This is a genomic window from Skermanella pratensis (assembly GCF_008843145.1).
Lineage (GTDB): Bacteria > Pseudomonadota > Alphaproteobacteria > Azospirillales > Azospirillaceae > Skermanella > Skermanella pratensis.
The window spans coordinates 1945181-1969434 of record NZ_CP030265.1 but is presented as its reverse complement, the minus strand read 5'-3'; the positions used below and the strand labels follow the sequence as shown (position 1 = coordinate 1969434).

General features: G+C 66.5%; 21 protein-coding genes and 2 pseudogenes. 14 read left to right on the top strand and 9 right to left on the bottom strand.

The genetic code is table 11. The features are described from left to right. Nucleotides 1-77 precede the first annotated feature (77 nt). The gene (locus DPR14_RS08905; RefSeq protein ID WP_158044826.1) at nt 78-782 is read right to left on the bottom strand and encodes a PRC-barrel domain-containing protein; all 705 of its coding nucleotides are present in this window, start codon (nt 780-782) and stop codon (nt 78-80) included. Between the two features lie 37 nt (nt 783-819). After that, nucleotides 820-1341 carry a hypothetical protein gene (locus DPR14_RS08900; RefSeq protein ID WP_158044825.1) on the bottom strand — a complete coding sequence of 174 codons (522 nt, stop codon included), beginning with the start codon at nt 1339-1341 and terminating at the stop codon, nt 820-822. A 116-nt stretch (nt 1342-1457) separates the two neighbouring features. Here DPR14_RS08900 and DPR14_RS08895 point away from each other — a divergent pair, with 116 nt between their 5' ends. The 3 genes and pseudogenes from DPR14_RS08895 to DPR14_RS08885 all read left to right on the top strand — a co-directional run bounded on the left by DPR14_RS08895 (nt 1458) and on the right by DPR14_RS08885 (nt 3901). After that, the gene (locus tag DPR14_RS08895; protein WP_158044824.1) at nt 1458-1679 is read left to right on the top strand and encodes a hypothetical protein; all 222 of its coding nucleotides are present in this window, start codon (nt 1458-1460) and stop codon (nt 1677-1679) included. A gap of 293 nt (nt 1680-1972) precedes the next feature. Beyond that, a pseudogene (locus DPR14_RS08890) lies at nt 1973-2949 on the top strand (TRAP transporter substrate-binding protein). Nucleotides 2950-3025: 76 nt separating this feature from the next. Beyond that, a complete protein-coding gene (locus DPR14_RS08885; protein ID WP_158044823.1) occupies nt 3026-3901 on the top strand; it encodes a TRAP transporter large permease in 876 nt (291 codons plus the stop codon). Between the two features lie 25 nt (nt 3902-3926). Here DPR14_RS08885 and DPR14_RS08880 read toward each other — a convergent pair whose 3' ends face one another. Continuing rightward, nucleotides 3927-4925, bottom strand: coding sequence for a CAP domain-containing protein (locus tag DPR14_RS08880; protein ID WP_158044822.1), 999 nt, complete (start codon nt 4923-4925; stop codon nt 3927-3929). 160 nt (nt 4926-5085) lie between these two features. Here DPR14_RS08880 and DPR14_RS08875 point away from each other — a divergent pair, with 160 nt between their 5' ends. Next, on the top strand, nt 5086-6918 hold the full coding sequence (locus DPR14_RS08875; RefSeq protein WP_192499360.1) for a chloride channel protein: 1833 nt from the start codon (nt 5086-5088) through the stop codon (nt 6916-6918). A gap of 92 nt (nt 6919-7010) precedes the next feature. Here the strand turns inward: DPR14_RS08875 and DPR14_RS28105 are convergent, their stop codons facing one another. Both DPR14_RS28105 and DPR14_RS08865 read right to left on the bottom strand, forming a co-directional pair. Further along, nucleotides 7011-7541: a hypothetical protein gene (locus DPR14_RS28105; protein WP_246149058.1), complete on the bottom strand. Its 531-nt coding sequence runs from the start codon at nt 7539-7541 to the stop codon at nt 7011-7013. A 193-nt stretch (nt 7542-7734) separates the two neighbouring features. Then, nucleotides 7735-8070, bottom strand: a complete 336-nt coding sequence (locus tag DPR14_RS08865) for a hypothetical protein (RefSeq protein WP_158044819.1) — start codon at nt 8068-8070, stop codon at nt 7735-7737. Nucleotides 8071-8621: 551 nt separating this feature from the next. Here DPR14_RS08865 and DPR14_RS08860 point away from each other — a divergent pair. The 3 genes from DPR14_RS08860 (at nt 8622) to DPR14_RS08850 (ending at nt 13381) form a co-directional block, all read left to right on the top strand. Beyond that, nucleotides 8622-9659, top strand: a complete 1038-nt coding sequence (locus DPR14_RS08860) for a sigma-70 family RNA polymerase sigma factor (protein ID WP_158044818.1) — start codon at nt 8622-8624, stop codon at nt 9657-9659. A gap of 260 nt (nt 9660-9919) precedes the next feature. Then, nucleotides 9920-10489, top strand: a complete 570-nt coding sequence (locus DPR14_RS27275) for a PepSY domain-containing protein (RefSeq protein ID WP_192499359.1) — start codon at nt 9920-9922, stop codon at nt 10487-10489. Between the two features lie 87 nt (nt 10490-10576). Further along, entirely contained in the window at nt 10577-13381 is a 2805-nt protein-coding gene (locus DPR14_RS08850) for an AsmA family protein (protein WP_158044816.1), read from the top strand. An 18-nt stretch (nt 13382-13399) separates the two neighbouring features. Here DPR14_RS08850 and DPR14_RS08845 read toward each other — a convergent pair whose 3' ends face one another. Together DPR14_RS08845 and DPR14_RS29045 are read right to left on the bottom strand one after the other, a co-directional pair. Continuing rightward, a complete protein-coding gene (locus DPR14_RS08845; RefSeq protein ID WP_158044815.1) occupies nt 13400-13765 on the bottom strand; it encodes a hypothetical protein in 366 nt (121 codons plus the stop codon). A 71-nt stretch (nt 13766-13836) separates the two neighbouring features. Beyond that, nucleotides 13837-14564 (bottom strand): annotated as a pseudogene (locus tag DPR14_RS29045) (TIGR02587 family membrane protein). A gap of 412 nt (nt 14565-14976) precedes the next feature. On the opposite strand from DPR14_RS29045, the gene DPR14_RS08835 reads away from it, so the two are divergent. Together DPR14_RS08835 and DPR14_RS08830 are read left to right on the top strand one after the other, a co-directional pair. Beyond that, entirely contained in the window at nt 14977-17067 is a 2091-nt protein-coding gene (locus tag DPR14_RS08835; RefSeq protein ID WP_158044814.1) for a sensor histidine kinase, read from the top strand. Further along, nucleotides 17064-17711, top strand: a complete 648-nt coding sequence (locus DPR14_RS08830; RefSeq protein WP_158044813.1) for a response regulator — start codon at nt 17064-17066, stop codon at nt 17709-17711. The genes DPR14_RS08835 and DPR14_RS08830 overlap by 4 nt, the downstream gene beginning before the upstream one ends. A gap of 287 nt (nt 17712-17998) precedes the next feature. On the opposite strand, the gene DPR14_RS08825 is transcribed toward DPR14_RS08830, so the two are convergent. Together DPR14_RS08825 and DPR14_RS08820 are read right to left on the bottom strand one after the other, a co-directional pair. After that, nucleotides 17999-18472, bottom strand: a complete 474-nt coding sequence (locus tag DPR14_RS08825) for a lysylphosphatidylglycerol synthase transmembrane domain-containing protein (RefSeq protein WP_158044812.1) — start codon at nt 18470-18472, stop codon at nt 17999-18001. A gap of 413 nt (nt 18473-18885) precedes the next feature. Continuing rightward, nucleotides 18886-19290 carry a four-helix bundle copper-binding protein gene (locus tag DPR14_RS08820; protein ID WP_158044811.1) on the bottom strand — a complete coding sequence of 135 codons (405 nt, stop codon included), beginning with the start codon at nt 19288-19290 and terminating at the stop codon, nt 18886-18888. Between the two features lie 665 nt (nt 19291-19955). On the opposite strand from DPR14_RS08820, the gene DPR14_RS08815 reads away from it, so the two are divergent. The 5 genes from DPR14_RS08815 (at nt 19956) to rpiB (ending at nt 24043) form a co-directional block, all read left to right on the top strand. Next, nucleotides 19956-20696 (top strand): FadR/GntR family transcriptional regulator, encoded by a 741-nt coding sequence (locus DPR14_RS08815; protein ID WP_158044810.1) that lies wholly within the window; start codon nt 19956-19958, stop codon nt 20694-20696. Nucleotides 20697-20743: 47 nt separating this feature from the next. Then, nucleotides 20744-21733 carry a TRAP transporter substrate-binding protein gene (locus tag DPR14_RS08810; RefSeq protein ID WP_246149056.1) on the top strand — a complete coding sequence of 330 codons (990 nt, stop codon included), beginning with the start codon at nt 20744-20746 and terminating at the stop codon, nt 21731-21733. Nucleotides 21734-21825: 92 nt separating this feature from the next. After that, complete coding sequence (locus DPR14_RS08805) at nt 21826-22293, top strand: TRAP transporter small permease (protein WP_158044808.1); 468 nt, start codon at nt 21826-21828, stop codon at nt 22291-22293. A 6-nt stretch (nt 22294-22299) separates the two neighbouring features. Then, nucleotides 22300-23577 carry a TRAP transporter large permease gene (locus DPR14_RS08800; protein WP_158044807.1) on the top strand — a complete coding sequence of 426 codons (1278 nt, stop codon included), beginning with the start codon at nt 22300-22302 and terminating at the stop codon, nt 23575-23577. A gap of 19 nt (nt 23578-23596) precedes the next feature. Continuing rightward, nucleotides 23597-24043 carry a ribose 5-phosphate isomerase B gene (gene rpiB, locus DPR14_RS08795; RefSeq protein WP_158044806.1) on the top strand — a complete coding sequence of 149 codons (447 nt, stop codon included), beginning with the start codon at nt 23597-23599 and terminating at the stop codon, nt 24041-24043. The last annotated feature ends 211 nt before the right edge of the window (nt 24044-24254 follow it).

Below are 24254 nucleotides of genomic sequence, written 5' to 3'. Positions count from 1 at the left end.
TCCGCGGGTGCCGCCCCGTTCCAGCCTTTTTCGACCCCAGATACCCTTGTCGCATCCTTCGGGACGGCGACGGATACTCAATCCGGAAGGGCTTCGGTCATTTTGGCGTAGTCGAAAGCCGGAAGGCCGGCGATCACCTGTTCCGTCAGCGGAACCGTCAGGATCCTGCCCCCGGGCTCCACCACGACGGAGCGCCAGGGTACGGCGCGGAGGGTGCCGACCTTGGCATCCCGGAACACCACGGCCTTCAAGGCGGCGTCGCTGCCGGCGATGTGATCTTCCACCGTGCCGACCGGCACGTCGCCGTCGATCTCGAGGGCCGAGCCCACGAGTTCGGAAACATGCCACTGCCGGGCGACGCTCTCGGGACGCTCCACCGGTCCGATCGGCTGGCCGGGAGCGGTTTCCTGCAGGTTCTTCGCATTCAGGGGTATTTCGGCCGTTCGAAACTCCTCGTTCACCTCGACCATGTTCCAGCCGAGGCTGAACCGGCCACCCTCCATCGGCGGTGCGGCGGCGCCGGGCTGGATCACGACCCATTCGAGGTCGCCGGGAAAACCGATCGTGACGTCCGCGATGGTGCCGACGGGTTTTTCCCCGCCTCCGACGACGGGAAGGCCGATCAGCCGGCTGAGTCTGAATCCGGTGTAGAAGTCGTCATAACTGTAGTCACCGATCGCCACCGGTTCCTCGCGCGGCGGGGAAACGGGATCCTGCGCGGCGGCGCTCTGCGCTGCGCCGAGCATGGCGACCATCAAAAGGGAAAGCATCGGGCGGGCCATGGAGGACCCCCTGCTATGGCGTCATTCCGCTGCGGAGTTATTTCATTCCGGGAGTCACGGCAGCGAGCGCCTGGATTTCTTTCATGTTCTTCAATTCGGACAGTCCGACGGGAAGGGCGAGGCCGAGCTTGCCGGCGGTACGGGAGACCTTCACCATCGAGAACGGCACGGGGATGCGGCCCATGTCGGCCGCATCGGTCGCGATGATGGCCGCCACGATCCGGCCCCCCGGGATGGCGACCAGGTCGTCCACGGTTCCGACCGTCTTGCCGCCCGGCCCCGACACGCCGGCGCCCAGCATGTCCCTTACGAGAAGCTTGTCCTGGGCGGCGGAACCGAGCATCCCGGCAGCGCTTTTAGCGGCGGAAGCGACGTCGGTCATGGTTTGCCCGCCCGTCGCCTGCGCCATGACAGGCGCCGTCTGCAACGAAGCCGCGACAAGAATCAGCGCCGGTAGAAAGATGGCTCGCATGGTTTCCTCGAAACAAATTGCTTTCGTTGGCGTAACTCCGGTCCGTGGTCCGGGTTCCAATCTTCGCGGATTCGCCTCGACCGCCACTCCCGGGATCCGGGTGATCCCCGGACTGTTGCCGCAGGGCGACGCCAGAAAGAGGATTGGATGCCCGCGATTGCCCGTACCCTCGCCATCATCGGCTATGCTGCGGTCGGCGCGGCTTGGTCACCGCGACCGGGCTGGCGCTCTCGCTGGACGGCTGGACAGCGGTCGGCGCCGCTCTGCTGAGCGGATTCGCCGGCATCTACGCAGGCGCCATGGCTCTCGGATTCGCGGCCAACCTGCGGATCCTGTCGGCCATGCTCGACCGGCAGACGGAAACCCCACCGCACGCCGCCAACGCTGAAGAGCGTGCCCGTTCCGCGGGCAGCGGAAACCCGTGAGCCGCATCGGGCGGCTCCCGCCCGTCCATCCCACGGAAGGTCGAACTCGCTTAAAAAGCGGGGGACCGTCCAGGCACATGGCCGGTTTTCCAAAGAGTTGCTCAGAGAAGTAGAAGAAACACGAGGAGGAAACGATGCTCACCAGGTTCGCGTCGCTGGCCGTCGGAGTGGCCATGTCGCTGGCTGCGTAACCTGCGTTCGCGCAGTTCGGGGCGCCCGGCCAGGGATCGGGCAAATCCGCCCAGGCGCCGGCCGCGCCGGAACTCTCGCCGCCGCCCGAGATCACCGGCGACGTGGTCACCGGAGACCTTCCGTCGCAGACCCTGAAGTTCGGCATCGGCCTGGCCGAGACGTCGCCCCAGTACCGGTCGGTCAAGTATTTCTCCGACATCCTGGACAAGCGCACCGGCAGCAAGCTCAAGGTCCAGATCTTCCCCAACAGCCAGGTCGGCGACGACGCGCAGATGATGCAGGCGCTTCAGAGCGGCACGCTGGAAATGACCTATCCATCCACGTCCCCGGCAGCCTCCCTCGTGCCCGAACTGCAGGTGTTCGACCTGCCGTTCCTGTTCGGGGACCGCAAGGCGGCCTACGCGGTGATGGACAGCGACCTGGGCCAGGACCAGTTGGACAAGTTCGAGGGAACCGGGATCAAGGCGCTGGCGTTCGCCGAGAACGGCTTCCGCGAGCTTACCAACAAGGTGCGGCCGGTGACCAAGCCGGCGGACGTCGGCGGCCTGAACGTCGGCGGGCTGAAGATCCGGACCATGCAGAACCCGGTGCAGGTCGACATCTGCAAGACGCTTGGCGCCAACCCGACGCCGATGGCGTTCGGCGAGGTGTTCAGCGCCATGGAGCAGGGGGTCATCGACGGCCAGGAGAACCCGTGGAGCACGATCCTGACCTCCAACTTCTTCGAGGTCCAGCCCTACGGCACCGAGACCAGGCACGTCTACACGCCCTTCATCATCATGTTCTCCCAGCGGGTCTGGGACATTCTGCCCGAGCCCTACAGGAAGGTCGTCAGGAAGCGGCGGACAAGAGCGCCCAGTACGAGCGGAAGATCAGCGCCGAGTACGACGACTGGTCCAAGGCCCAGCTGAAGCAGCGCGGCATGCAGATCGCCGAACTGTCGCCCGAGCAGCGCGCCGCTTTCCGGGAGGCGACGAAGCCGGTCTATGACCAGTGGGCGCCGCGCATCGGCACCGATCTCGTCGATCGCGTCCAGAAGATCGCCGAGGGAGCGGAGGAAAGCGCCGCGACCAAGTGAGGCGAATGCCGGCCGACGACGCTCGGCCGGCACGTTCCCGGCGCGTGACATCCCGCTGCGTACATCAAGGTGAACCATGGAAAAAGACCTGGACGAGGGCGGCGGCGCCGAACCGTTGCCCCTGCTCTTCCGCATCATCGATATGCTGTTCGCCAGCATCCTGGCGCTGTTGTTCATCGCGGGACTGATCCCCGGCCTGGTGATCGGGCTGGCCCTGATGATCACCACGTTCCTGACTGCGCGGACCAGCCATGCGGGCAAGACCACCCGGTTCTCCCTCGGCCGGCTCTGGCAGACCTTCAAGGAGGCTTCCCTCGGATTGATCCTGCCCGTCATCATCGTCGGCGGGATCCTCGGCGGCGTCTTCACCGCGACCGAGGCCGCGGTGGCGGCCCTGTTCTATTCGCTGGTGATCTCCCTTTTCGTCTACCGGGAGGTCAAGGTGCGCGACCTCTGGGGCATGCTGATCAACACCGGGCGCCTGACCGGCATGGTGCTCTTCCTGCTGGCGACCGCCACGGTGGTGGCCTGGTTCCTGACCACCTCGATGGTGCCGCAGACGCTTGTGCAGAGCATGACCGGCATCACCACGAACCCCTACTGGATTCTGCTGATGCTCAGCGCCCTGCTGCTGCTGGTGGGCGTGGTGATGGACCTTACCCCGGCCATGGTCATCCTGGCGCCGATCATGCTGCCGATCATCCAGGCGGGCGGCATCGACTCGGTCTATTTCGGGGTTCTGATGTCGTACCTGCTGGGCATCGGGCTGCTGACCCCGCCGGTGGGCACCGTCCTGTATGTCGGGTGCGGGATCGGGAAGGTCAGGATGGAGCAGCTGGTCCGCGCGCTGCTGCCGTTCTACGGAACGCTGCTCGTGGTGCTGGCCCTGCTGATCATGTTCCCGATGCTGATCCTGTGGCTGCCCTACGCGTCCGGTTTCGCGATCAAGTGACGGGCCGGCGCCGGAGCGTCGCTCCCTATCGGCCGGCCAGCGCCATCAGGGCCGCCTTGCCGCCGTTGCCGTCCGCGGCCATCGCGAAGCCGCCATGGGTGTAGGCGGAATCCAGGAGCGTCCGGCGATAGTCCGCCTGGTCCAGCCACTGGCCGACGAAGAACCGGACGTCCGCGTCCGTCGGCTCGGTCCCGCAGCCGCCGCACCGTCCGGCCACGCTGGAGAAGTCGCGCCAGCGCGCCCGGGCGTCCCGCGTCAGATGGCGGAACGGGGAGACGTCCAGCGGCTGGCCGCCTCCCCCCTCGTCCAGGGCTTCGCGTCCGGCCTCGGCCAGCGCCGGAGCGCCCGAGAGCGGCTCGACGCCGCCCTCCCTCCGGGCGCGGTTGATCAGGTCGAGCGCCAGGGCCTGCCTTTCCTCCGGCCCGATGCGGCGCGCCGGCGCGTCGCCTTTTCCGCCTGCGGCCTCCCCGCCCGCGCGGCGCGGGGTACCGGCACCGGCGAAGTTCTGGACGGCGTAGAGGCCCTGCCCGGTATCGCCGGCGATGCCGAAGCCGAAGCGCTCCAGGCCGTGAGCCAGGATGTTGCGGCGGTGATCCGGGCTGTTCATCCAGCCCCGCTGCAATTGCTCGACGGTCGAGCGGTCGGGCGGCAGCGGACAGCCTTCGCACCGCGCGATGTTCTCCGCGACCACCCTAGAGGAACTGCCGCCGGCGGCGCGATAGCGGTCCATGACGGTTTCCCCTTCCGGCGACGTGTGGCTGTAGTAGTCCCGGCGTAGCATGTCCTCCGCATGGTTCTGCGCAGCCTCGTTCAGCGTGTCGTCCAGTTCGAGAAGCGGCAGGTCGTGCTCGCGGCGATCCTGGTTGAGCAGGTCGAGGGCCGCGGTCCGAAGCGTGGCCAAGTCGCCCATTTCCATGCCGGAGGCGGCGCGGACGGCGATCAGGCATGCCAGCAATCCCGCCGCTGCGATCGCCGCAAGCCGATGGGTCGCGGGCAGTCGCGGGGTTCTTGCGCACTTGGTCATCTGGGAATCCTTCGCAATCGGGTCAAGTCTTGAACTGACGGGAGGACCATGGGTTCCGCGCCGTCGGCGTCCGGGCGGGGCCGGCGTGACCACCGGGAGGTGGACTGATGGACAGTCGCCGCCCTATTCTCCCGGCCGGGTTTCAAGGGGTTACATCGATTTGAAGCAAGGACCGCCGGCCGGCGACAATCGGAAAACCATCCCGGGAGGTCTGCACCCCGTCATCGACGCGGCCCGCCGGGCTCCCGTCCGTCTCCTGGTCCGCCTGCGCCGGCTGATGCGGCACGACCAGCTGCTTCTCGCCGTCCTGGCCGTGCTGGTCGGCGGGGTGGCCGCGGGCGCAGCCATCGTGTTCCGGACCGCCATATCGATTTTCCAAAGCCTCGCCTACGGCACCGGGGGCCTTCAGATCCTGGACAGGCTGGAACAGCTGGCGTGGTGGCACATCCTGCTGGCGCCCTGCGCGGGCGGGCTGCTGCTGGGCCTGTTCCAGCATCGGTTCCTGCCGGGAGGACGACCCATGGGAGTTCCCGACGTCATCGCTCAGGCCGGCAGGGCCAAGGGCCGCCTGCCCTTCCGGAGCGGACTGGCCGCCGCCCTGGCATCCGCCGGGGCGCTCGGGGTCGGCGCCTCCGTCGGGCGCGAGGGACCGGTCGTTCACCTGGGAGCCGTTCTCGCGTCCTGGTTCGGCGAAACGCTCCGACTGTCATCGGGGCTGAGGCGCACGCTGCTCGGCTGCGGCGTGGCATCCGCCGTCGCGACCTCCTTCAACGCGCCGATCGCGGGCGTGTTCTTCGCCATCGAGGTCGTGGTCGCCCAGTACGGCGTGGCGGCCTTCGCCCCCGTGGTGCTGGCCTCGGTCACCGGCACCGCCATCGGCAGGGCGTGGTACGGCGACTTCCCGGCCTTCATGCTGCCCGCGACCCCGGTCGGTACCCTGTGGGAGCTGCCTGTCTTCGCCCTGCTCGGTTTCGCGTCGGCCGCCCTCGCCCTGGCGTTCGTCCGGTCGATCTTCCTGGTGGACGGCCTGTTCGATGCCTGGTCTCCCAAAGTCGGGCTGCCGCGCTGGGCCCGCCCCGCCGTGGGCGGGCTGGGCGTCGGGCTCCTGGCGCTGGAGTTCCCGGAAGTGCTGGGCGTCGGCTACGAGGTGACCGACCGGGCGCTCCAGGGCGCCCTGCCCTTCGGCCTGCTGGCGGCGCTTCTGCTGGCCAAGCTCGTGGCGACGGCGCTGTCGCTGGGCAGCGGCTTCTCCGGCGGGGTGTTCAGTCCGTCGCTGGCCGTGGGCGCGCTCGGCGGCGGTGCGTTCGGGCTGGCCGTGGCGGCGGTGTCGCCGGACCTGGCTTCCGGATCGGGAACCTATGCCACGGTCGGAATGGGCGCCGTGGCCGGCGCGGTGCTCGGCGCGCCCATATCGACCATCCTGATCGTGTTCGAGATGACCGCGGACTATGGCGTCACCACGGCCGTCATGGTCGGCACCGTGACCGCCGCGATGACCATGGGGCGGCTCAACGGGCGCTCCATCTTCCAACTCCAGCTGGAGCGGCGCGGGCTGGTCCCCGTCACCCCCAGCCGCGGGACGGGAGGATCCAGGGCCGTCCGCGTGGGGGACATCCTGCAGCCGTCCGACCATGCCATTTCCCCGGACGCCGGGGTCGGCGACATCCTGTCGGCCTGCCGGGCCGCTCCCGGCGGGCGGGTGCTGGTCGTGTCCGGCGACGGCCGGCTCGCGGGGATGGTGGCGCCGATCGACCTGGCGGCGGCGCTGGCCCGGAATTCCGGAAGCCTCACGGCCGACGCCCTGGTTCGGTCCGACGTCCCCGTGCTGGAGCCCGACGACGAGGCGCGCGCGGCCCTGGCCCTGATGGCGGAGCGGGACCTGCCCTGGCTGCCGGTGGTGGACGGGCGGGAGACCCGCCGCCTGGTCGGAATCATCCACGAGCGCGACATTCACCGATCAGGCACGCGCGTCACCGCAGCGGGACAGGGCTGAACGGAGGCGTCAGCGCCCCAGCGGCTGCTCCGCATATCAGGTGGCGACGGCGTCGATCTGCCCGTCCGTCAGGCCTTCCGCCACTTCGGTCATCAGGTGCTTAAAGCGCGTGCCGCCCCGCTCCTTTGTCCTTCCAGAGATGCAGATGCGTCTTCAGGTACCATTCGGGCTGGCCGGCGAGATAGGGATAATGGTCGTTCTTCCGGCGTCCCTCGGCGCCGTGGCAACTGGTGCAGGACGAGATCTTGCAAGGCGATCCTCTCCACGGCGGCGAGGAAGGACACCTGTTCCAGGACGAGGAACGTGGGTTCCACCCGGGCCGCATCGTGCAGCGCCGGGGCGCGCCACGTCCAGACCGCGACGAACTCCACCGCCGGGGCCATGATCGCCAGCGCAAGCGGAAACGAGGAGACAAGGCGCGGAACCGTGCACGCAATGCCAACGGCCAGGAGCGGCGCCGCGACTGCGAGGACGCCCATGTGCATCACCATGTGCATCACCATGTGCGCCGCGAAGGAGCCCCGCGCCCGGTCGGGAAGCGGCCGGAACCAGAAGAGGGCGAGCAGCAGCAGCCCGGCGGCCAGGGGCCAGAGCTCCGCCGGACCGGACCGGCCGGCTTCCACGCGTCCCGGGGCCGTGCGGACCCTTCGTTGTTCAGGTCGTCCGGTTGAAGGCGGATCGGTCCGCCCGGGCGGGCGGGCGGGAAAGAACGGCATCCGCCGGCGGACCGTACGATGGTCGAGAAACAACACCTGGCCGAACCGAAGAAGCGCACCGGGCCGAAGGGTTTCGTTTATGGCACCGCGGCAGCGGAGCCTACTTGTTCTTTGCGGCGTCTTTCGCGCCACCCTGAACGACCGGTTCCGGGGGCGTTCCGATCGCTTCCCTCCTCTTCCCGGCCAGGCTTCCGTCCGGAAGATCGGCGGTGGTCGAAGTCTCGCTGCCGGGCTGGTCCCCGCGCGCACCCTTCTGCGTCACCGGTTCCGGGTTCTCGCCCAGGGCGCCGCGACGTTCCTTGGCGAGGCTGTCCTGCGGAAGATCACCCGACATGTTCGGGTTCTGATCGGGCGCGTTGCCAGTGGATTGCGCGGCCACGGCGGTAAACGGGCCGAGAGCGATGGCTGCAGCGGCAAAGCAGGTTACTGCTTTCATGACTGGTCTCCTTGTGCGGGGTAGGAGGCAAGGCAACCCGCAGGATCAAAAACCTAAAGGGTGCCGCCATATGCTTCAAACAACGCAGGCGCCCCCTGGTCTCATGATTTCGCGGCCATGAACCCAGCCGTCGCCGGGTGGGCTCCTCACAAACCCAGGGGAATGGTCCCCGAAGGCTTTGGGATGGGACGGTCGCGCGGCGGTGCCGTGCTCCTCCCAGAGAGGGAAGATCCCCACGCCTTCGTCAGGGTTTTCCCGACAGGCGTGCCGAAATGCCCGACTGTCAATCAGGCCCAAGGAATTCAATATAGGATGTCATCGGTGACAAACCTAAAAAAATCCAAATATCGATGACGGTATCCAATTACACCAATACAAAATCGACCCAGGGCAGAAGTAAAAACCTTTCCAATTCCGGGATAATCATGCGGTGTGTTCAGTTTTATCCAAGAAAAATGCAACCAGAATACTGAATCAAACTGGAATCGAAAATAGAGACCGGGTCTTTTCGCAGGTCCACCGCAAAGCTGGAGCAACCGGGAGTCCAAAACATGGATCAAGTTCTGACCGTGGATGTCGTTCCGCATATTCCCATGCTGAAACGCTATGCCATGAAGCTGGCCCGAAACCCACCGGATGCCGACGACCTGGTGCAGGACTGTCTCCTCCGTGCCCTGGCCCGGGCACACCAGTTCGAACCCGGGACCAATCTTCCGGCCTGGCTGATGACGATCCTGCGCAACCTTTTCATAAACCGGTACCAGCGTGGCCGGCGCATCGTGGAAGTGGAACTGGAGCCGGAAATCGCCGAGGTTTCCATAGACGCTCCCCAGGTCCATAGCGTCGCACTGCAGGATGCCGCGATGGCGATCCAGGATCTGAAGCCCGATCAGCGGCAGCTGATCGAGAAATGCGGTGTCGAGGGCATTTCCTACGAGGATGCCGCCGCGGAGCTGGGCGTGTCCGTCGGCACGATCCGCTCGCGCCTGTCCCGGGCGCGCAGCCAGCTGCGTGAACAGGTCACCGGCCGCATACGCCCCGCGCATCTCAGGACCGCGACCGTGAATGATCGCCCTGGAACGATGCGGCACCAGGCTCCCGTTCACCAGACCTCGGAGCGCCCGGACCGGGAAGAGCAGGACGCCGAGGCATCGGCCTCCTTCGGCGTCGAGCCTAAACGGATCGTGGAAACGGGCAAGGACAGGATGATCGCGCCGCCCGACGGGGCCGGAGCGCCTGCGAAGCTCCCGTGCCAGCCTGCCGACGGGATCGCCCCCTTGGAGACAGGAGCCGACCCCGCGGAACCGCCTGCGATGCCGACCGGCGGCGCCCTGCCGTCCGCCGGGCCTGCCGCACCGTCCCTTGGAAAACACCGAAATTCATGGACCGTGCTCCACTCGGCGATGCCCTGGTGCGGAGTCCAAAGCCGGCACGCGCACTGGAACTCCGCACCCCCCGGGTCCCCGTCGGGCGCGCCGCCACCCCGCCAGGAATTTCTGCTCGCCCGAATGCGGGATTCGGAGGTCGTGGTCAAGAGAGGCGGCAGCCGAGGGGGCGGTCCCCCCTCTCCCGTAACGCCGCCCCGGTGAGAGGCCTGCCGGATTGCAGGGCTTGCACCATTCCGCGTCCATCGCAATCCCCTTACGCCTGTCAGGAATTTTCCGACACCGTGATTCTCACTCCGCCTTGTTACCCCGACAGACCTGATGGCTGGGCCGCCGTCACCGCGGGAAAGGGCACCGGTCCCGTATACAGAAGCGCATCGCGGCGACGGCGTCGCAGCATCAGGCGGAAGAGCGGCCAGAATGAACGCTCGTCATCACATAAATCAGATGGAGGGAAAGAACCCATGCGTACACTCATAATTCCCGTCGTGGCAATGGCCCTTTCGGTCTCGCCGGTCGCCCTCGCCCAGAGCCAGAAGAGCGGCGGCCAGCAGGACATGACCAGGAGCTACAAGGAGGTCGAGAACAGCCTGAAGCAGGCAGGCATCCAGGACGTCCAGGTGCTCAATGCCTCCTACCTCGTCAGCGCCGTCACCAAGCAGGGTGAGCAGGTCACCTTCGTGGTCGATCCGGCGGCGGCCATGGGAGCATCCGGTTCCGGCGGCGGCAGCCAAGGCGGTTCTTCCGGCCAGCAGCAGTCGGGCAATCAGCAGCCGGGTAACCAACAGGGTGCATCCGCGCAGGCGGGCGGCGGCCAGCAGGCGCCGCTGGCGAGCCAGCAGCAGGTCCGCACGGCGCTGACCAAGGCCGGCTTCCAGAACGTCCAGATCCTGGATGCGACCTATCTCGCCCGCGGCACGACGCAGAACGGCGATCAGATCACCATGATGATCGATCCGTCCGCCACGACCGGCTCGTCGGAGGCGAGCAGCGGCAACTCCTCGCCCCAGCAGTCCGGTGGGCAGAAGCAGTAACCTTGAAGTCGCGTGCCATCCGGGTCCATTCCGGGTGGCACCGTCGTCAGATACCTACTCCTCCCAGGATGTGACGGGAGACTGAACATGGCCCGCATGCTCGGGACGATAACCGCCGTGATCCTCGGCTTGGCCGCTCTATGCGCAGGGCTGGTCGTGATGGCCGGCAGCGCCATCACCTTTCTGGAAGGTGAGAGGCTTGCCGGCGTCGCGGGATGGGCCGCAACCAAGGTTGCCGGCCGGGAAGTCGTCGTCGGCGGGCCGGTCACCATCGACTGGGGGCGCCCAACGGTCGTGACCGCATACGGGATCTCGGTGAACAATCCCGACTGGGCCCGCCATCCCGACCTGCTCGATATCGCGACGCTGCGCATCGGACTGGATCCGGCAAGCCTGCTGGCACTGGATCCGGCCATTCCGCTGTTGGATGTCGAGCAGCCCGAGGCGTTCCTGGAACGCGACGCGTCCGGCAGGACCACCTGGCAGGGTCTCCTCGGTTCCGGTGGGAAGACATTCGAACCGGGTCTCGATCTCTATGGTCTCAATCAGGTGCTCGTCGTCGACGGAACCGTCACCTACCGTGACGCGGGTTCCGGGACCATCCCTTCCGGGCGGCTGTCGCAGCTGAGGATCGAGGCGAAGGACGCGGCCAGCCCGATCGCCATCCAGGCCACCGCGGAAGCGAGCGATCCGCCAACGCCGGATGCACCGCCGCTCCAGGTCAGCGGCTCCGCGATGTCGCTGAACGACTTGCGCGCGGAAGGTGCCGCCGCCGGCCACGGGGCGCCCGTGCGGATCGACCTCGCGGCGGCGGGGTCCAAGCTCACGGCCGAAGGGCAGTTGGTCGATCCCTTGGGTACCCTTAGGCTGGATCTGCGGCTGACCGGTTCCGGCCCGGATGCCGGAACCATCCTCCAGTACCTGAACATGCGGATGGCGCCCCTGCCGGGTTGGCGCGTCGAAGCGGAGGTGAGCGGAACCCACCCTCGGTGGCAGGTCGGAAAACTGACGATGGATCTGGGCGATACCACCGTCCAGGGAACCGCCGATCTGGACCTGTCCGGCCAGCGCCCCTCCGTTTCGGCCAACCTGTGGGCCACGCCCCTGGCCCTGGACCAGCTACGGGAGATCGCCGCCGGACTGGATACCGGGAATGCGTCGGACGGGCAGGACCCGGATGGCGGCGCCGGGCTGCCGCTGGACATGCTGACCCGTTTCGACGGCGACATCCGACTGGTCGCCGACCCGATCCGATCGTCCGAACTGCCGGTCTCGTCCCTGACCGCCGAGGCCCGCGTGACGGAGGGCACCTTGACCGTGGATCCCCTCCAGCTTTCGGGAGCCGGCGGATCGGCGACCGGACGCCTCGTGGTCAATGCGGCGGCACAGCCGGCATCGCACAGCGCCCACGCGGAACTCGATGATCTGGCGCTGGATGCGCTTCTCGATCTGGTCGGGACCGCGGTGCCGGCCCGGGGAACGGTCGGAGGCAGCCTGGATCTCCGTGCCAGCGGGAGCACGATCGACCGTATCCTGTCAACCCTGGCGGTGGCGGCCGACTTGGCGATGGACGGCCGCGTTCGCGACGTCCCGCTCGATCTCGGCATACACATCGGGAAGGATGACCAGCCCTCTGACGGCGCGGTGCCGATCAGGATCGAGGGAACCGTCGCCGAAACCGATCTGTCGGTGACCGGCACCGCCACCCTGGACAACCCGCCCGCGTCGGACCTGCAGGTGCGCGCACATGGCGCCAGCTTGGCTCCGATCCTGGAGATGATGGGCGTCCAGGCCGGCACGCCGGGCCTCGACCACCGGCTGGAGGCGAATGTCCATCACGAGGGGAGCACGGCGAGGGTCGCCGATCTCCTGGCGGTGGTCGGCGCGAGCCGGGCCACGGGTTCGGGCAGCCTCGACCTGTCCGGCGACCGGCCGATGGTTCGCGCCGACCTCTCCGTCGACCGTCTCGCCCTGGACGAACTTCGCGGGCTGGCGCCGTCCTCGCCCGACGGTTCCGGCGGCGAGTCCGCGGGCGACCGCTCCGGTGATGGGGGGCTCATTCCCGCCACATCCCTGCCCTTCGACCGCCTGAAGTCGGTGGATGCCCGTCTCTCCGTCCAGGTGGCGGAGTTCAACGGCACCGACCTGCCGCTCTCCGGCATGAACATGGAGGCGACGCTGGACAAGGGGGTGCTGAAGGTCCAGCCGCTGGCCGTCGACTTCGCCGAGGGGCGGACCCGCACGACGGCCACCCTGGACGCAAACGCGCGGCCGCCGGCGCTTCACGGGCAGGTGTCGGTGGAGCGGATCAGCAGCGATGCCCTGCTGACGTCGCTCGGCGTAACGCAGAAGGTCCAGGGCCTCGTCTCGGGATCGATGACGCTCGACAGCGCCGGCAATTCGCCGGACGCGCTCGCCGCCGGGCTTGATGGACAGGTACGGTTTTACATAACTGACGGCCGGATCAATACAAAGCTGGTCAATGCCCTCGCCCTGTCGTTCACCCAGGTGCTCGACCTGTTGTTCTCGTCCGACGATTCGACACCGGTGGATTGCATGATCGGATCGTTCAACGTGACGGACGGCATCGTGAATCCGGAAACCCTCATCTTCGCCACGCAGGAGGTCGCCATCAGGGGCAAGGGACGGATCGATCTGGCCGAGGAGACCCTCGACCTGCGCTTCACGCCCCATCCCAGGGAACGCCAATTCTTCAGCATTGCCGTCCCGATCGAGCTGGGCGGGACGCTGTCCGATCCGACCATAGACCTGGGCGCCTCGCTGGGGGCGGAACTCGCACGGAACCGGGCATGCCGGACGGCCCTGGACCACGTGTCGGAAAACCTGGATATACCGTCCGCGCAGGACGACGCGACGGCCGGGGACCCCTGACGCCGGAACATCCCGCGGTTACGGCTCCGTGTACGACTTCGCTTCAAGGGTCACGTCGTTAGTGCCGGGGTCGTGGTCGAACAGCATTCCGCCCCGCGTCTGGGAATGCGCCGGAACATAATCGAAGGTGACCGAAGCGGTTTCCAACGTCGTCCCTGCCCTGCCGAGAGTGCCTTCCACTGTGACCCTGGCGGCGGTGGCGCCGCCGTCGTTGGTGACCACGAACTCCACCAGATGGCGGCCATGGATCCTCGAATGCCGCTCCGCATGGGCTTGCAGCTTCGGCGGCGTATCCTGATCGAAGGCATCGTAGAGGATGAGGCCGATCGAACCGACCGTCATGACGAGGCCCAGCAGCGCCGTCGCCCATTGCAGCGGCGGCACCGGTTGCCGACCCCGTCCATGCCGGCGATCGGTGTTCCCCCGGGATACTGGCTCGTTCCGCATGATTCCTCCTACAGTATGAGCCGGGCGAGTGCCGCGCCAAGCGCGCCGGGGAAGCCGATCACCACCATCATCTTGGCGGTCTCGAAGATGCCGACGGCGTCGGTCCGCCCGAAGGTCCAGAGCACATAGAGGCTGACCAGCAGGGCGATCGCGTATCCCGTGATGGTAAACCGCAGAAAGACGTCGAGGAACGCGCCCTCCCGGCGCTCCTGCCCGCCGAATCCGACCGTATAGACGAAGACATGCAGGAGCAGGACGGAGGTAAACGCCAGCGCCAGCGCGTGCCACTCCGTCATTTTGTAGGCGATCAGGATCATTTCCTCGGTGGGAGCGACGTTGAACGCCATGAAGAGCGCGCCCGCCATCATCAGGAACAGCTCCCCCTGTAGGAGGCGTCTTCCTTGCGCTGCTCCGTCTCGTCCCCGTATCTTTCGTCGCCGCCGAGTTGCTGGCGCGCCAGGATGGCACCAATGCTGGCCGGGACCGCCTGGAGGGAAATCTTGCCGAGGATCTCCTGCCAGTGCTGGTCGGGCATGATGATACCCATCATGACCAGCATGACGGCCGAGGAAACGAATCCGACCATGTAGGCCGTGAGCGCGTCCACGACATCGTCGCGCCAGTCGAAGGTGTCCTTGATGCCGGAATAGTAGGAAAGACCGATCAGCACAGGGAAATTGACCACCAGGAAGAGTGCCAGGCGCAGCCGATCGAGATAGAAGCCCAGCCACCACATCTCCATCGTCATCAATAACGGAAAGGCGAAGACGATCGCGCCCCCGAACGCACGAGCAAGCCCCCGGACATCGGTCCGATCCGTCTGTTCCATTTGTTCCCCGACGGCATCGCACGCCATTGCTGTTTCTAGAACGCGGCATGCGCAGGATCGTGCCGGACGGCGGGCCTGTCAGGAAAATCCTGACGGACGTGAGGGTATCTCCTTTCAGCATAGGGATGTCGGTTATGCCATCATGGACGATCTGCGGAAAACCGTGCGGATTGAACATGTCAAGGTCGATCGAGGTGGAGCACATCCCCCGTGGCAGCACCCGGCGGCCGTCGCCGAGGGATCTGCCATGACCTGGCGGCCCCCCGGAACCGTCGCGGACGACATCCCACCCGGGCACCTCGCAAAGAGGTGGCGCTCGATGCTGGCAAGCGTTTCCAAGCGTTTTCCGACCGGTTTCGGAATCGGCATCGACAACGCCAGCCAGCCGCTGTTGCTGCTGGTCCTGACCGCCGCGATACCCATCCTCCTGTTCGGCCTCTGGGCGTCCCATCTCTCCGCGGAAAAGAAGCGGTCCGACAGCCGCCGGGACATACTGGAAAGGGTCGAGGACGTCACCGAACGGGTTTCGTCCGAACTGCAGAACCATCTGGGGAAACTGCAGGGGCTGGCCGCCTCCACCGCGCTCGACGGCGACGATCTTCGGAACTTCTATACCGAGGCAAGCCGCCTGGAAGCCGACAATCCGCTCTGGCACACCGTCGAACTTGCCGATCCTTCAGGCGCCCAGGTGCTCAACCTGCTGCGTCCCCTGGGGCGCGACCTGGGACCTTCCGCCGAGCGTTCCAGCTTCGACAAGGTCGTCCAGACCCGGCAGCCTGCCGTCAGCGGAATCGGCCCGATCGGTCCGGTTTCCGGCCTGCAACTGGTTGCTTTGCGCGTTCCCGTCATCCGGGACAACCAACTCCGGTTCGTCCTCTCCGTGGCGTTCGAACCCAAGTCAATCAGCGCGATCCTGCGGGACGCCGGCGTACCGGCGGGCTGGATCGGCGGCGTGGTCGACGCGCGCGGCAACCTCGTGGCCCGCACCCTCGACGAGGGCTTCACGATAGGCAGTCCCGCGAGCGAGACGTCGCGGGAGGCCGTCACCCGCGCGCCGGGAGGTTTCTACCGCGGCAAGACTCTGGAGGGGGTCGACGTGGAGGTGGCATATCAGCTGCTGCCCCATACCGACGGCTGGTCGGTGCATTTCGGCATATCCAGCGAACTGCTCGACGCACCGGTGGAGAAGTCGCAATACCTCCTGGCCGGCGGCGGCATCCTCAGCCTGGTGCTGGCCGGGGTCCTCTCCATCGTGGTGGCGCGCGACATGGCGCAGCGGCGGCATTTCGAGCGGACCAGGGCCACCCTGATGCTGCAGGCAAGCGAGGAGCATCGCGCCATGGCGCTCGAGGCCGCGGCCCTGGGAACATGGCGCTGGAACGCCGAGAACGACAGGCTGGAGGTCTGCGCCCGGGCGGCCGAGCTGCTCGGCCTTCCAAGGCTGTCCCCATCCGGTGAGATCAGTGCCTGGCAGCGCCGGCACATGCAGGATGCCGTGCATCCGGACGACCGGCTCCGGGTGGACGAGGCGATCCAGCAGTGCCTGCAGGGAGACCGACCGATCGAAATCGAGTTCAGGACGGTTCGCCGGGACGAAAGCGTGCATTGGGTTCGCCTCATCGGGAGATGCCAGCGTATCGAGGAGGACGGACCTGACCTTCTTCAGGGCGTCATCGCCGACATAGACCATCGCAAGCAGGCCGATGCCCGCCACAACGCGCTGCTTCGGCAACTGGCGCAGGCCCAGGAGGACGAGCGGAGACACATCGCGCGCGAGCTGCACGACCAGGTCGGCCAGACCGTCACCGGCTTGGCGTTCGGGCTGAAAGGGCTCGAACAGGGGCTTGAACAGGCTCCGGGGGCAAAGCCGCTGATCGAACGGGTTCATTGGCTGCGCAACCTGACCGCCGAAATCGGCCGCGACCTGCATCGTGTCGCAGCCAACCTTCGCCCGACGGCACTCGACGACCTGGGGCTGGAAAAGGCCCTGCGGACCTATGCGGCGGACTGGAGCGAGCGGTACGCAGTTCCCGTCGATATCCAGTTGATCGGAAGCGACGGTCGTCTCCCGGCGGAAACGGAAACCGTCGTCTACCGCGTCGTGCAGGAGGCGCTGACCAACGTGCTGAAGCACGCGTCCGCTTCCTTCGTCAGCATATTGCTCGAGCGCAAGACCAATCATCTCCGCATCATCATCGAGGACAACGGCCGGGGTTTCGATACGGCAGGCATCCTGGGGGACAATGCCGCCGCAGGCGCGAACGGGATCCCCCAGCTGGGCCTGTCCGGCATCCGCGAGCGCCTGCTCCTGATCGGCGGATCGGTGATGATCGAGTCCTCGCCCGGCGCGGGGACGTCGCTCTACGTACAGGTCCCGGTTCTACAGAAGCAGCAGAGGTCGGACTCATGACAGACATCCGCGTTGCAGTGGTGGACGATCATCCCGTGGTCCTGGCCGGCATCAAGGCGCTGCTTCAGGCGGCGCCCGAGATCACGCTCGTCGGCGACGCCGCCACGGGCAGGGCCGCCATCGAGTTGATCCGGCAGGCCGCTCCGGATATCGCGGTCATCGACATTTCCCTCCCCGATCTCAGCGGGCTGGACATCGCCCGCCATGTCGCGGAGACCTGCCCCAAAGTCAAGCTGCTGGCACTGACGGTCCACGAGGACCGGGGTTACGTCCAACTGCTGCTGCAAGCCGGCGTCAGGGGATATATCCTGAAGCGGTCCGCGGCCGAGGATCTCGTCCGGGCCATCCGCGCCGTCGCGGCCGGAGGCGTTTTCCTCGATCCGGAAATAGCGGACAAGGCGCTTCCGGAGACGGCGCACAACGGTTCGGCGTCATCGGAAAAGGAACATCTCAGCCAGCGCGAGACGGAGGTCCTCAGGCTGACGGCGCAGGGCTTCAGCAACAAGGAGATCGCGGCCCGGCTCGATGTGAGCATCAAGACCGTCGAGACCTACAAGGCGCGGGCGTCCGAGAAACTGAACCTGCGCACCCGGGTGGACATAGTCCGCTACGGCGTCGCCCACGGCTGGCTGGAAAGCATCTGACGCGGTCCGCTTTTCCGCGTCTAGGCCGGCATCGGGCGACGGGACGGACGGATTGCCCTCCGGATCCTGCGGGGGAATCCGGCAGGAACCCGCCTCATCAGGCACTGTTCCCCCGGAAGCACCCGAATCCCGAGAGGGCATCCCGGTTTCCTTACGCACGCGGCCGACCGGAAGAAGGAGACCGGGCATCCTGAAGGTCCAACGGCGCAGCCGCAGGGGGCGCCGCATGAGTGCCGCGAGCACGATATAGGCCGCCGCCAGGCGGAGACAGCCGGCGCCCAACCCGATCACGGTTCCTCGAGCGAGCCCGGACGTCTGCTCCGCGAGCCCGGATGGAGCAGCAGCGCGGTGCCGCCAAGGATCAGGAGGCCCAGGAGAACGGTGGCGCCGCAGAAAACGATGATCTGCGCGACCTCGATCGGTGCCAATCCCCAGCGGCTATGGAAGCGGTAGCGCACCGCCCCGCTGCTCAGGGCCGCGAAACCGAGATTGTGCCCGATCGACAAGGCGGTGAAGGAGGCGAGCGCCACCTTCCGGTAGGGAAGCGACCGCCCGGCATACCGCACGCCCAGGGCGTCGAACCCGGTCAGGCAGGCATAGCTGGCTGCGGCGAAGCCGCCCGCCATCAGAAGGCGGGTCCAGGGGACCATGGCGACCGAGGAAACCACCTCATCAAAACTGTACCGGCCCAGCGCCCGATAGAGCAGGAAACCCGCGATCCCTATGGCGATCACGGTCATGGCGGGAGCGTATTCCTTCAAGTGCCGGGACTCCTCACCTTCAGGAACGGGCCTTCAGGAACGGGAACGTCATCCTCCCATGGCTGCCGGCCACGTCGGTCGCGCGGTCCGGGAACTCCCGCGGCTTCCTTCATTGCGACGCGAACGGCAGTCTGGATCAGGAAGGATTCCCTCGATCAGACCGGATGGCCGGGATTGGGCGCTTTCTCGGCGCCATAGTTTTCCGGCGTCGTGTGGTCAGCCCCCAATGTCCGATCGCGCATCGCCAAGGTTCTCCGTCTTGACGCGGGTGCCTTGTCGCTGCGCGTAGCCCGGCTATTCCGGCTTGTCTTTGCCGTCTTTGTCGTTCGTCATCATGTTTCTCCTCGTTTCGAATCGCCGATGGGTCGGCTTGCCGGATCGCCGGGAAGCCGACCCTCCAGGATGCGGCCCGATCAAGCCTTCATGCTCTGGAGCGCGGCCTGGCACGCCTGCTCGCACCGGCGGCACGACTCCGCGCAGATCCGGCAATGCTCGTGTTTCGACGCATGGCCGTCGCATTCCGCGCCGCACAGGCGGCAGGCGGTCGCGCAGGCTTGGAGCGTCAGGCGGATCAGTTCTTCATTCGACCCGGTCTGGCGCGACGCGATTGAACCGGTCGCCACGCAGATATCCGCGCAGTCGAGATTCAGCCGAATGCACTGGCGGAGCCCCTTCACCATATCCTCTGCCAGACAGGCGTCCGCGCAGGCGGTGCAGATCTGGGCACAGGAATAGCACTCCTCGATGTATTGGATCAGGGCATCGTTGATATTTCCCTTTACATCGGGATGCGCCCCGATCATTTCACGAATCATCATCTTACCGTCTCCTCATGTTTGATGAGACTCCTGCTCCAACTGTGGCGCCTCGTGCTGCAAACAGTCCCCAACGCACCGGATCACATGCAAAATGCGTTGGCCGTCGAAAAAGGACCTGCCTCCGACCGACGACCGGAAAACGGGCGGGACCGCCGGCCGTGGTGGAGCGGACGGTGGAGCCGCGTTGGTGCTTCCGAGGAGCGGGGAAACGGTCGCCCCGGAGGCCGTTGTCATTGAAGAAACAACCCGGAGCGGGTCGACCGGGTGCCGTCTGCCGCCATGGCCGTGAGTTCCGCCAGCACCTCGTCCACGAAGGCGTCCACGTCGGCAAAAGCATCCCACGGGGCCGGAGAGGTTTTGGCGGTTCTGGCGGCGGTGCCCATATGCGGCTGGCCCGATGGCTATTGAAGACGGCTGCGGACATGGCCCGCTGCCCTCCGCGCGCCGGCCTTCATTTGCCTCGAAGTAGCATCCCGGTCGGCACCAGCCGGCACATACCGTCTGCGAACAGATTCTTAGCTGTGCAGGCTGTCGATCCGGAATGGCAGGCCCTTTGCGGCAAAACATAATGCAGCATTGGTCCGTGAAACCCTCGCTTGACAATCAGAAGCAGATCACGGTTTAGTGGTCTGACCAGTGTAAGGCCAGTTTGAGGAGGGCCGCCTGTGTCGACCATTCTTGCCAAAGGCGACGATCTTTCGGGCGCGGAGCAGGTGTTCGCCTTCTTCCGCGACGCGCTGCTCGACGGCTCGCTGAGGCCCGGCGAACGCCTGCTGGGCGAGCGCGAGCTTGCGCTCAAGCTGGGCGTCTCCCGACCGCTGCTGCGCGAGGCGCTGCGCTCGCTGGCCATGCTCGGCTTTCTCGATATCCGCCACGGCAAAGGCGCCTACGTCCGGCAGGCCGATATCAACGTGCTGTCCGACTTCTTCACCTTCAGCCTCGCCCAGCAGCCCGACATCCTCGATGACGTCATGCAGGCGCGCATAGCCATCGAGTGCCAGGCGATCCGGCTCGCCTGCGAGCGCGCGACGGAAACCGACCTGAATCGCATCGGCTCCAGCCTGACCCGCCTGATGGACACGCTGCACGATCCCGTCGAGGGGGGTGCCGCGGACTTCGCTTTCCATCGGGCCATCGTCGAGGCCGGGCACAGCGACGCGCTTGCCACGCTCTACGGCGCGATCGGCGAACTGCTGCGCCGAAGCCATGTCCAGAGGCGCGCGGTGACGGTTTCGGAGCCCGGGATCGTCGAGTACCTCGTCGAGGCACACCGCGAGGTGTTCCTGTCGATCATGGACCGCGACGCGGATGCTGCCGATCGCAAGCTGCGCGACCATTTCGCGATCGGCGACGAGTTCCGCCGGCGCAGCCTGATCTCGGTCTTCGCACAGAGGCCGCAGAGCTGACCACCTGGCCTGACCAACAAACATAAACAAACGGGGAGGATCTTCACGTGCTGCACAGGACGATCATCGGTGCCATGACCAGCGCAGTCGTCGCGCTCGCCATGACCGGAGCGGCAGTCTCAGCCGAGCTGCGCTACGCGCATGTCGGCGCCGAGGGCGACATCCAGACGATCTACGCGGCCGAAGCCGCGAAGGGCATTGCCGCGGCGACCGGCGACGGTGTCACAATTACCGTCTATCCGGCGAGCCAGCTCGGCGGCGTCGCCGAGATGGTCGACGGGGTCAGGATGGGGTCCATCCAGATGGGCCATCACGACTTCGCCTCGCTCGCGCGCCTCGTGCCGGAAGTGGCGGTGTTCAACGCCCCCTTCATCTACCGGGACGGCGAACACGCGTTGAGGGCGACCGACCCGGCAACCTCGCCGGCGCTCCAGGCGATCAACGAGAAGCTTGTCGCCCAGGGCGTGCGCATCATCGGCCGCATCTACCGGGGCGACCGCCAGATCTCGTCCAACTTCCCGGTCAAGAGCCCGGCCGACCTTGCCGGCAAGCCGTTCCGCGCCGTGCCGCTCGAACTCTGGGTATCGATGGTGAAGGGCTTCGGCGCGATCCCCACCCCGGTCGAGGTGGCCGAGCTGCCGACCGCCCTGATGACCGGTGTGGTCGTCGGCCAGGAGAACCCGCTGACGATGATCGCGTCGAACAACCTCAACGAGGTGCAGTCGCACATCGCGATGACCGGCCACATGCGCGCCGTCCTCGCCGTTTTCGTCAACGAGGAGGTCTGGCAGGACCTGACCGAGGAGCAGCGCACGGCGATCACCAAGGTGCTCGACGACGAGGCGAAGCGATCGCTCCAGATGGCCCAGGAGGGCGAAACCAAGCTCGTCAAGGAACTGGAGGGCCGCGGCATGACCGTCATCACCGAGGCGGACGGGCTGGACATCGCCGCCTTCCGCGAGAAGGTCGGCGCCCAGATCGCGCGGGACTTCCCGAACTTCACGCCCCTGATCGAACAGATCCAGGCCGTCAAGTAGCGGCCACGGCCGGCGGGACCCCTCCCCAGGCCATCCCGCGCGGCCTTGATTGCCTCGCCGGGAGACGAGGCTCCAGCTGACAGGAGACAGACATGCGCATTGCCGAACGTGTTCTCACGGCGTTCGTCGTCGTTGTGATGGCCGGGCTCGTGCTGGTACCGACGGCGCAGGTGATCATGCGCGGCGTCTTCGTGCTGCCGTTCATCGGGGCCGAGGAGTTCACGCGCTTCCTTTTGATCTGCCTGATCTTCGGCGCGTACCCGCTGGTGGTCGGGAACGGCGAGAACATCGTCATGGGCGAGTTCAAGGCGATGATGCCCGCGCTTCCCCGCCGTATCGTGAACCTCGCCATCTCGATCCTGGCGATCGCCGCCACCGGCTTCATCGCCTACGTCACCGCGACGAACATCTCGCGAAACCTCAGCAACGCGACGCCGACGCTCGGCATCCCGTTCTGGATCTTCCTCGGGGCGACGCTGTTCGGCTTTGCCGGCGCGGCACTCGTCCATCTCCTCCACCTGCGCAAGCCGCCGCAGGCCGACACCAACATCGCGGTCTGAATTACCATGGGTTTCGCCGTCGTCGTCGCCTTCCTGGCGCTCTTCATGCTGGGCTTCCCGGTCGTCTACGCCATCCTGCTGCCCTCGATCGCCTATGTGCTGATCGAGGGCCTGCCGCTCGGCCTCCTGGCCCAGCGCATCACCTACGCGCTCGATTCCTTCCCGCTGGTCGCGGTGCCGCTGTTCATCTTCGTCGGCAACCTGATGAACCTGTCGGGAATCACCGACCGCATCTTCCGCTTCGCCTATACCCTGGTCGGCCGCATCCCGGGCGGGCTGGCGCAAGTCAACGTCTTCGGCAGCCTGATCTTCTCCGGCATGTCGGGCGCCGCGCTCGCCGACATCGGCGGCCTCGGACGCATCGAGATCGACGCCATGAAGAAGCGCGGCTTCGATGCTTCCTTCGCCGGGGCGGTCACCGCGGCGTCGGCGACGCTCGGGCCGATCTTTCCACCGTCGATCCCCCTGATCGTGTACGGGTCGGTCACGAGCGTGTCGATCGTGCAGCTGCTGGTGGCCGGCATCATGCCGGCGCTGGTCTGCACGCTCATGCTGATGGTGACCGTGCTCATCGTCGCGGTCCGCCACAAGCACCCGCGTGCCGACCGCTGGCCGACGGCCTGGGAGGTCATGCGCGACTTCCTGCCCGCGCTGCCGGCCATCGTCGCTCCTGCGCTCATGATCGCCGGCATGACTTTCGGCGCCTTCACGCCGACGGAAGCCGCGGCGATCACGGCGGTCTATGTCATCATCATCAGCGCCGTCTTCTACCGCGAGCTCAGCGTCGAACACCTGTGGAACTCGGCCGTGCTGACGGCCCGCAGCTCGTCGGCGATCCTGATCATCGTCGCCGCCGCGGCGCTGTTCGGCTGGATCCTGGCGGTGGAGCAGGTGCCCCAGACCTTCGCCGCCGCGCTGCTGACGCTCTCCAAGGACCCGCTGGCACTGCTCATCATCGCCAACTTCATCTTCTTCATCGCCGGCATGTTCCTCGACTCGACGACGGCGACCCTGCTGCTGGTTCCGATCATCGCGCCGCCGCTCGTGCTCGCCGGGGTCGACCCGGTGCAGCTCGGCATCGTCACCATCTTCAACCTGATGTTCGGCCTGGTGACGCCGCCGATGGGACTGTCGCTGTTCCTCGTGTCCGACATCGCCAAGGTTTCGATAAGACAGCTCCTCAGGGCGTTGCTGCCCTTCTACATCCCGCTCCTGTCCACGCTTGCGATCCTCACCTTCGCGAAGGATTTCACGCTGTGGCTGCCCCGCCTGATCGCCCAATAGACTCCGGAGAACTTCCAGCATGCGCATCGTCATCGGTTCCGACCACGCCGGCTTTCCCCTTAAGGCGACCATTATCGAGCACATCAAATCGCTCGGCCACGAGATCCACGACGCCGGCTCCTACGATCCCGACCCGGTTGACTTCCCCGACATCGCCAGGACGGTGACTTCGTCGATCATTGAGGGCAAGGCGGATCGGGGGCTGATGGTGTGCGGCACGGGCGTGGGCGCGTCGATCGCCGCCAACAAGGTAAAGGGGATCCGCGCCGCCGTCTGCCACGACGTTCACTCGGCGCACCAGTCGGTCGAGCACGACGACGTCAACGTGATGTGCATCGGGGCGCAGATCGTCGGCGCGTGGCTCGCCAAGGATCTGGTCACTTCCTTTCTCCAGGCCGAGTTCTCGACCGACGAGGATTTCCGCCGCCGCGTGCGCAAGCTGGCCGAGATGGACGGCGAGCGGTAACGCGGCCGAGCAGCCGGCACGGCTCGTTCGCCGCTGTCCGTGCAGCGTTCCTCGGGGCCGCTTGCCAGGCAAGCTGACGGATGGGTTCGGCAAGGCAGGTTGACGGACCTTGCCAGGACCCGTCCATGCAGTGTGCTCGATTTGAGCATGGTAGCGTGCTTCGGCCTCGACTTGCCGGTGCCGAACTTCTCCACCGAATGAGTCTTCCTTG

What these genes read in the sequence shown, in the direction of transcription:
- DPR14_RS08800 (WP_158044807.1), top strand. Translation starts at nt 22,300, where the DNA reads ATGGGTTTCGCCGTCGTCGTCGCCTTCCTGGCGCTCTTCATGCTGGGC.
- DPR14_RS08830 (WP_158044813.1), top strand. Translation starts at nt 17,064, where the DNA reads ATGACAGACATCCGCGTTGCAGTGGTGGACGATCATCCCGTGGTCCTG.
- DPR14_RS08885 (WP_158044823.1), top strand. Translation starts at nt 3,026, where the DNA reads ATGGAAAAAGACCTGGACGAGGGCGGCGGCGCCGAACCGTTGCCCCTG.
- DPR14_RS27275 (WP_192499359.1), top strand. Translation starts at nt 9,920, where the DNA reads ATGCGTACACTCATAATTCCCGTCGTGGCAATGGCCCTTTCGGTCTCG.
- DPR14_RS08905 (WP_158044826.1), bottom strand. Translation starts at nt 782, where the DNA reads ATGGCCCGCCCGATGCTTTCCCTTTTGATGGTCGCCATGCTCGGCGCA.
- DPR14_RS08850 (WP_158044816.1), top strand. Translation starts at nt 10,577, where the DNA reads ATGGCCCGCATGCTCGGGACGATAACCGCCGTGATCCTCGGCTTGGCC.
- DPR14_RS08860 (WP_158044818.1), top strand. Translation starts at nt 8,622, where the DNA reads ATGGATCAAGTTCTGACCGTGGATGTCGTTCCGCATATTCCCATGCTG.
- DPR14_RS08865 (WP_158044819.1), bottom strand. Translation starts at nt 8,070, where the DNA reads ATGAAAGCAGTAACCTGCTTTGCCGCTGCAGCCATCGCTCTCGGCCCG.
- rpiB (WP_158044806.1), top strand. Translation starts at nt 23,597, where the DNA reads ATGCGCATCGTCATCGGTTCCGACCACGCCGGCTTTCCCCTTAAGGCG.
- DPR14_RS08835 (WP_158044814.1), top strand. Translation starts at nt 14,977, where the DNA reads ATGCTGGCAAGCGTTTCCAAGCGTTTTCCGACCGGTTTCGGAATCGGC.
- DPR14_RS08820 (WP_158044811.1), bottom strand. Translation starts at nt 19,290, where the DNA reads ATGATGATTCGTGAAATGATCGGGGCGCATCCCGATGTAAAGGGAAAT.
- DPR14_RS08880 (WP_158044822.1), bottom strand. Translation starts at nt 4,925, where the DNA reads ATGACCAAGTGCGCAAGAACCCCGCGACTGCCCGCGACCCATCGGCTT.
- DPR14_RS08805 (WP_158044808.1), top strand. Translation starts at nt 21,826, where the DNA reads ATGCGCATTGCCGAACGTGTTCTCACGGCGTTCGTCGTCGTTGTGATG.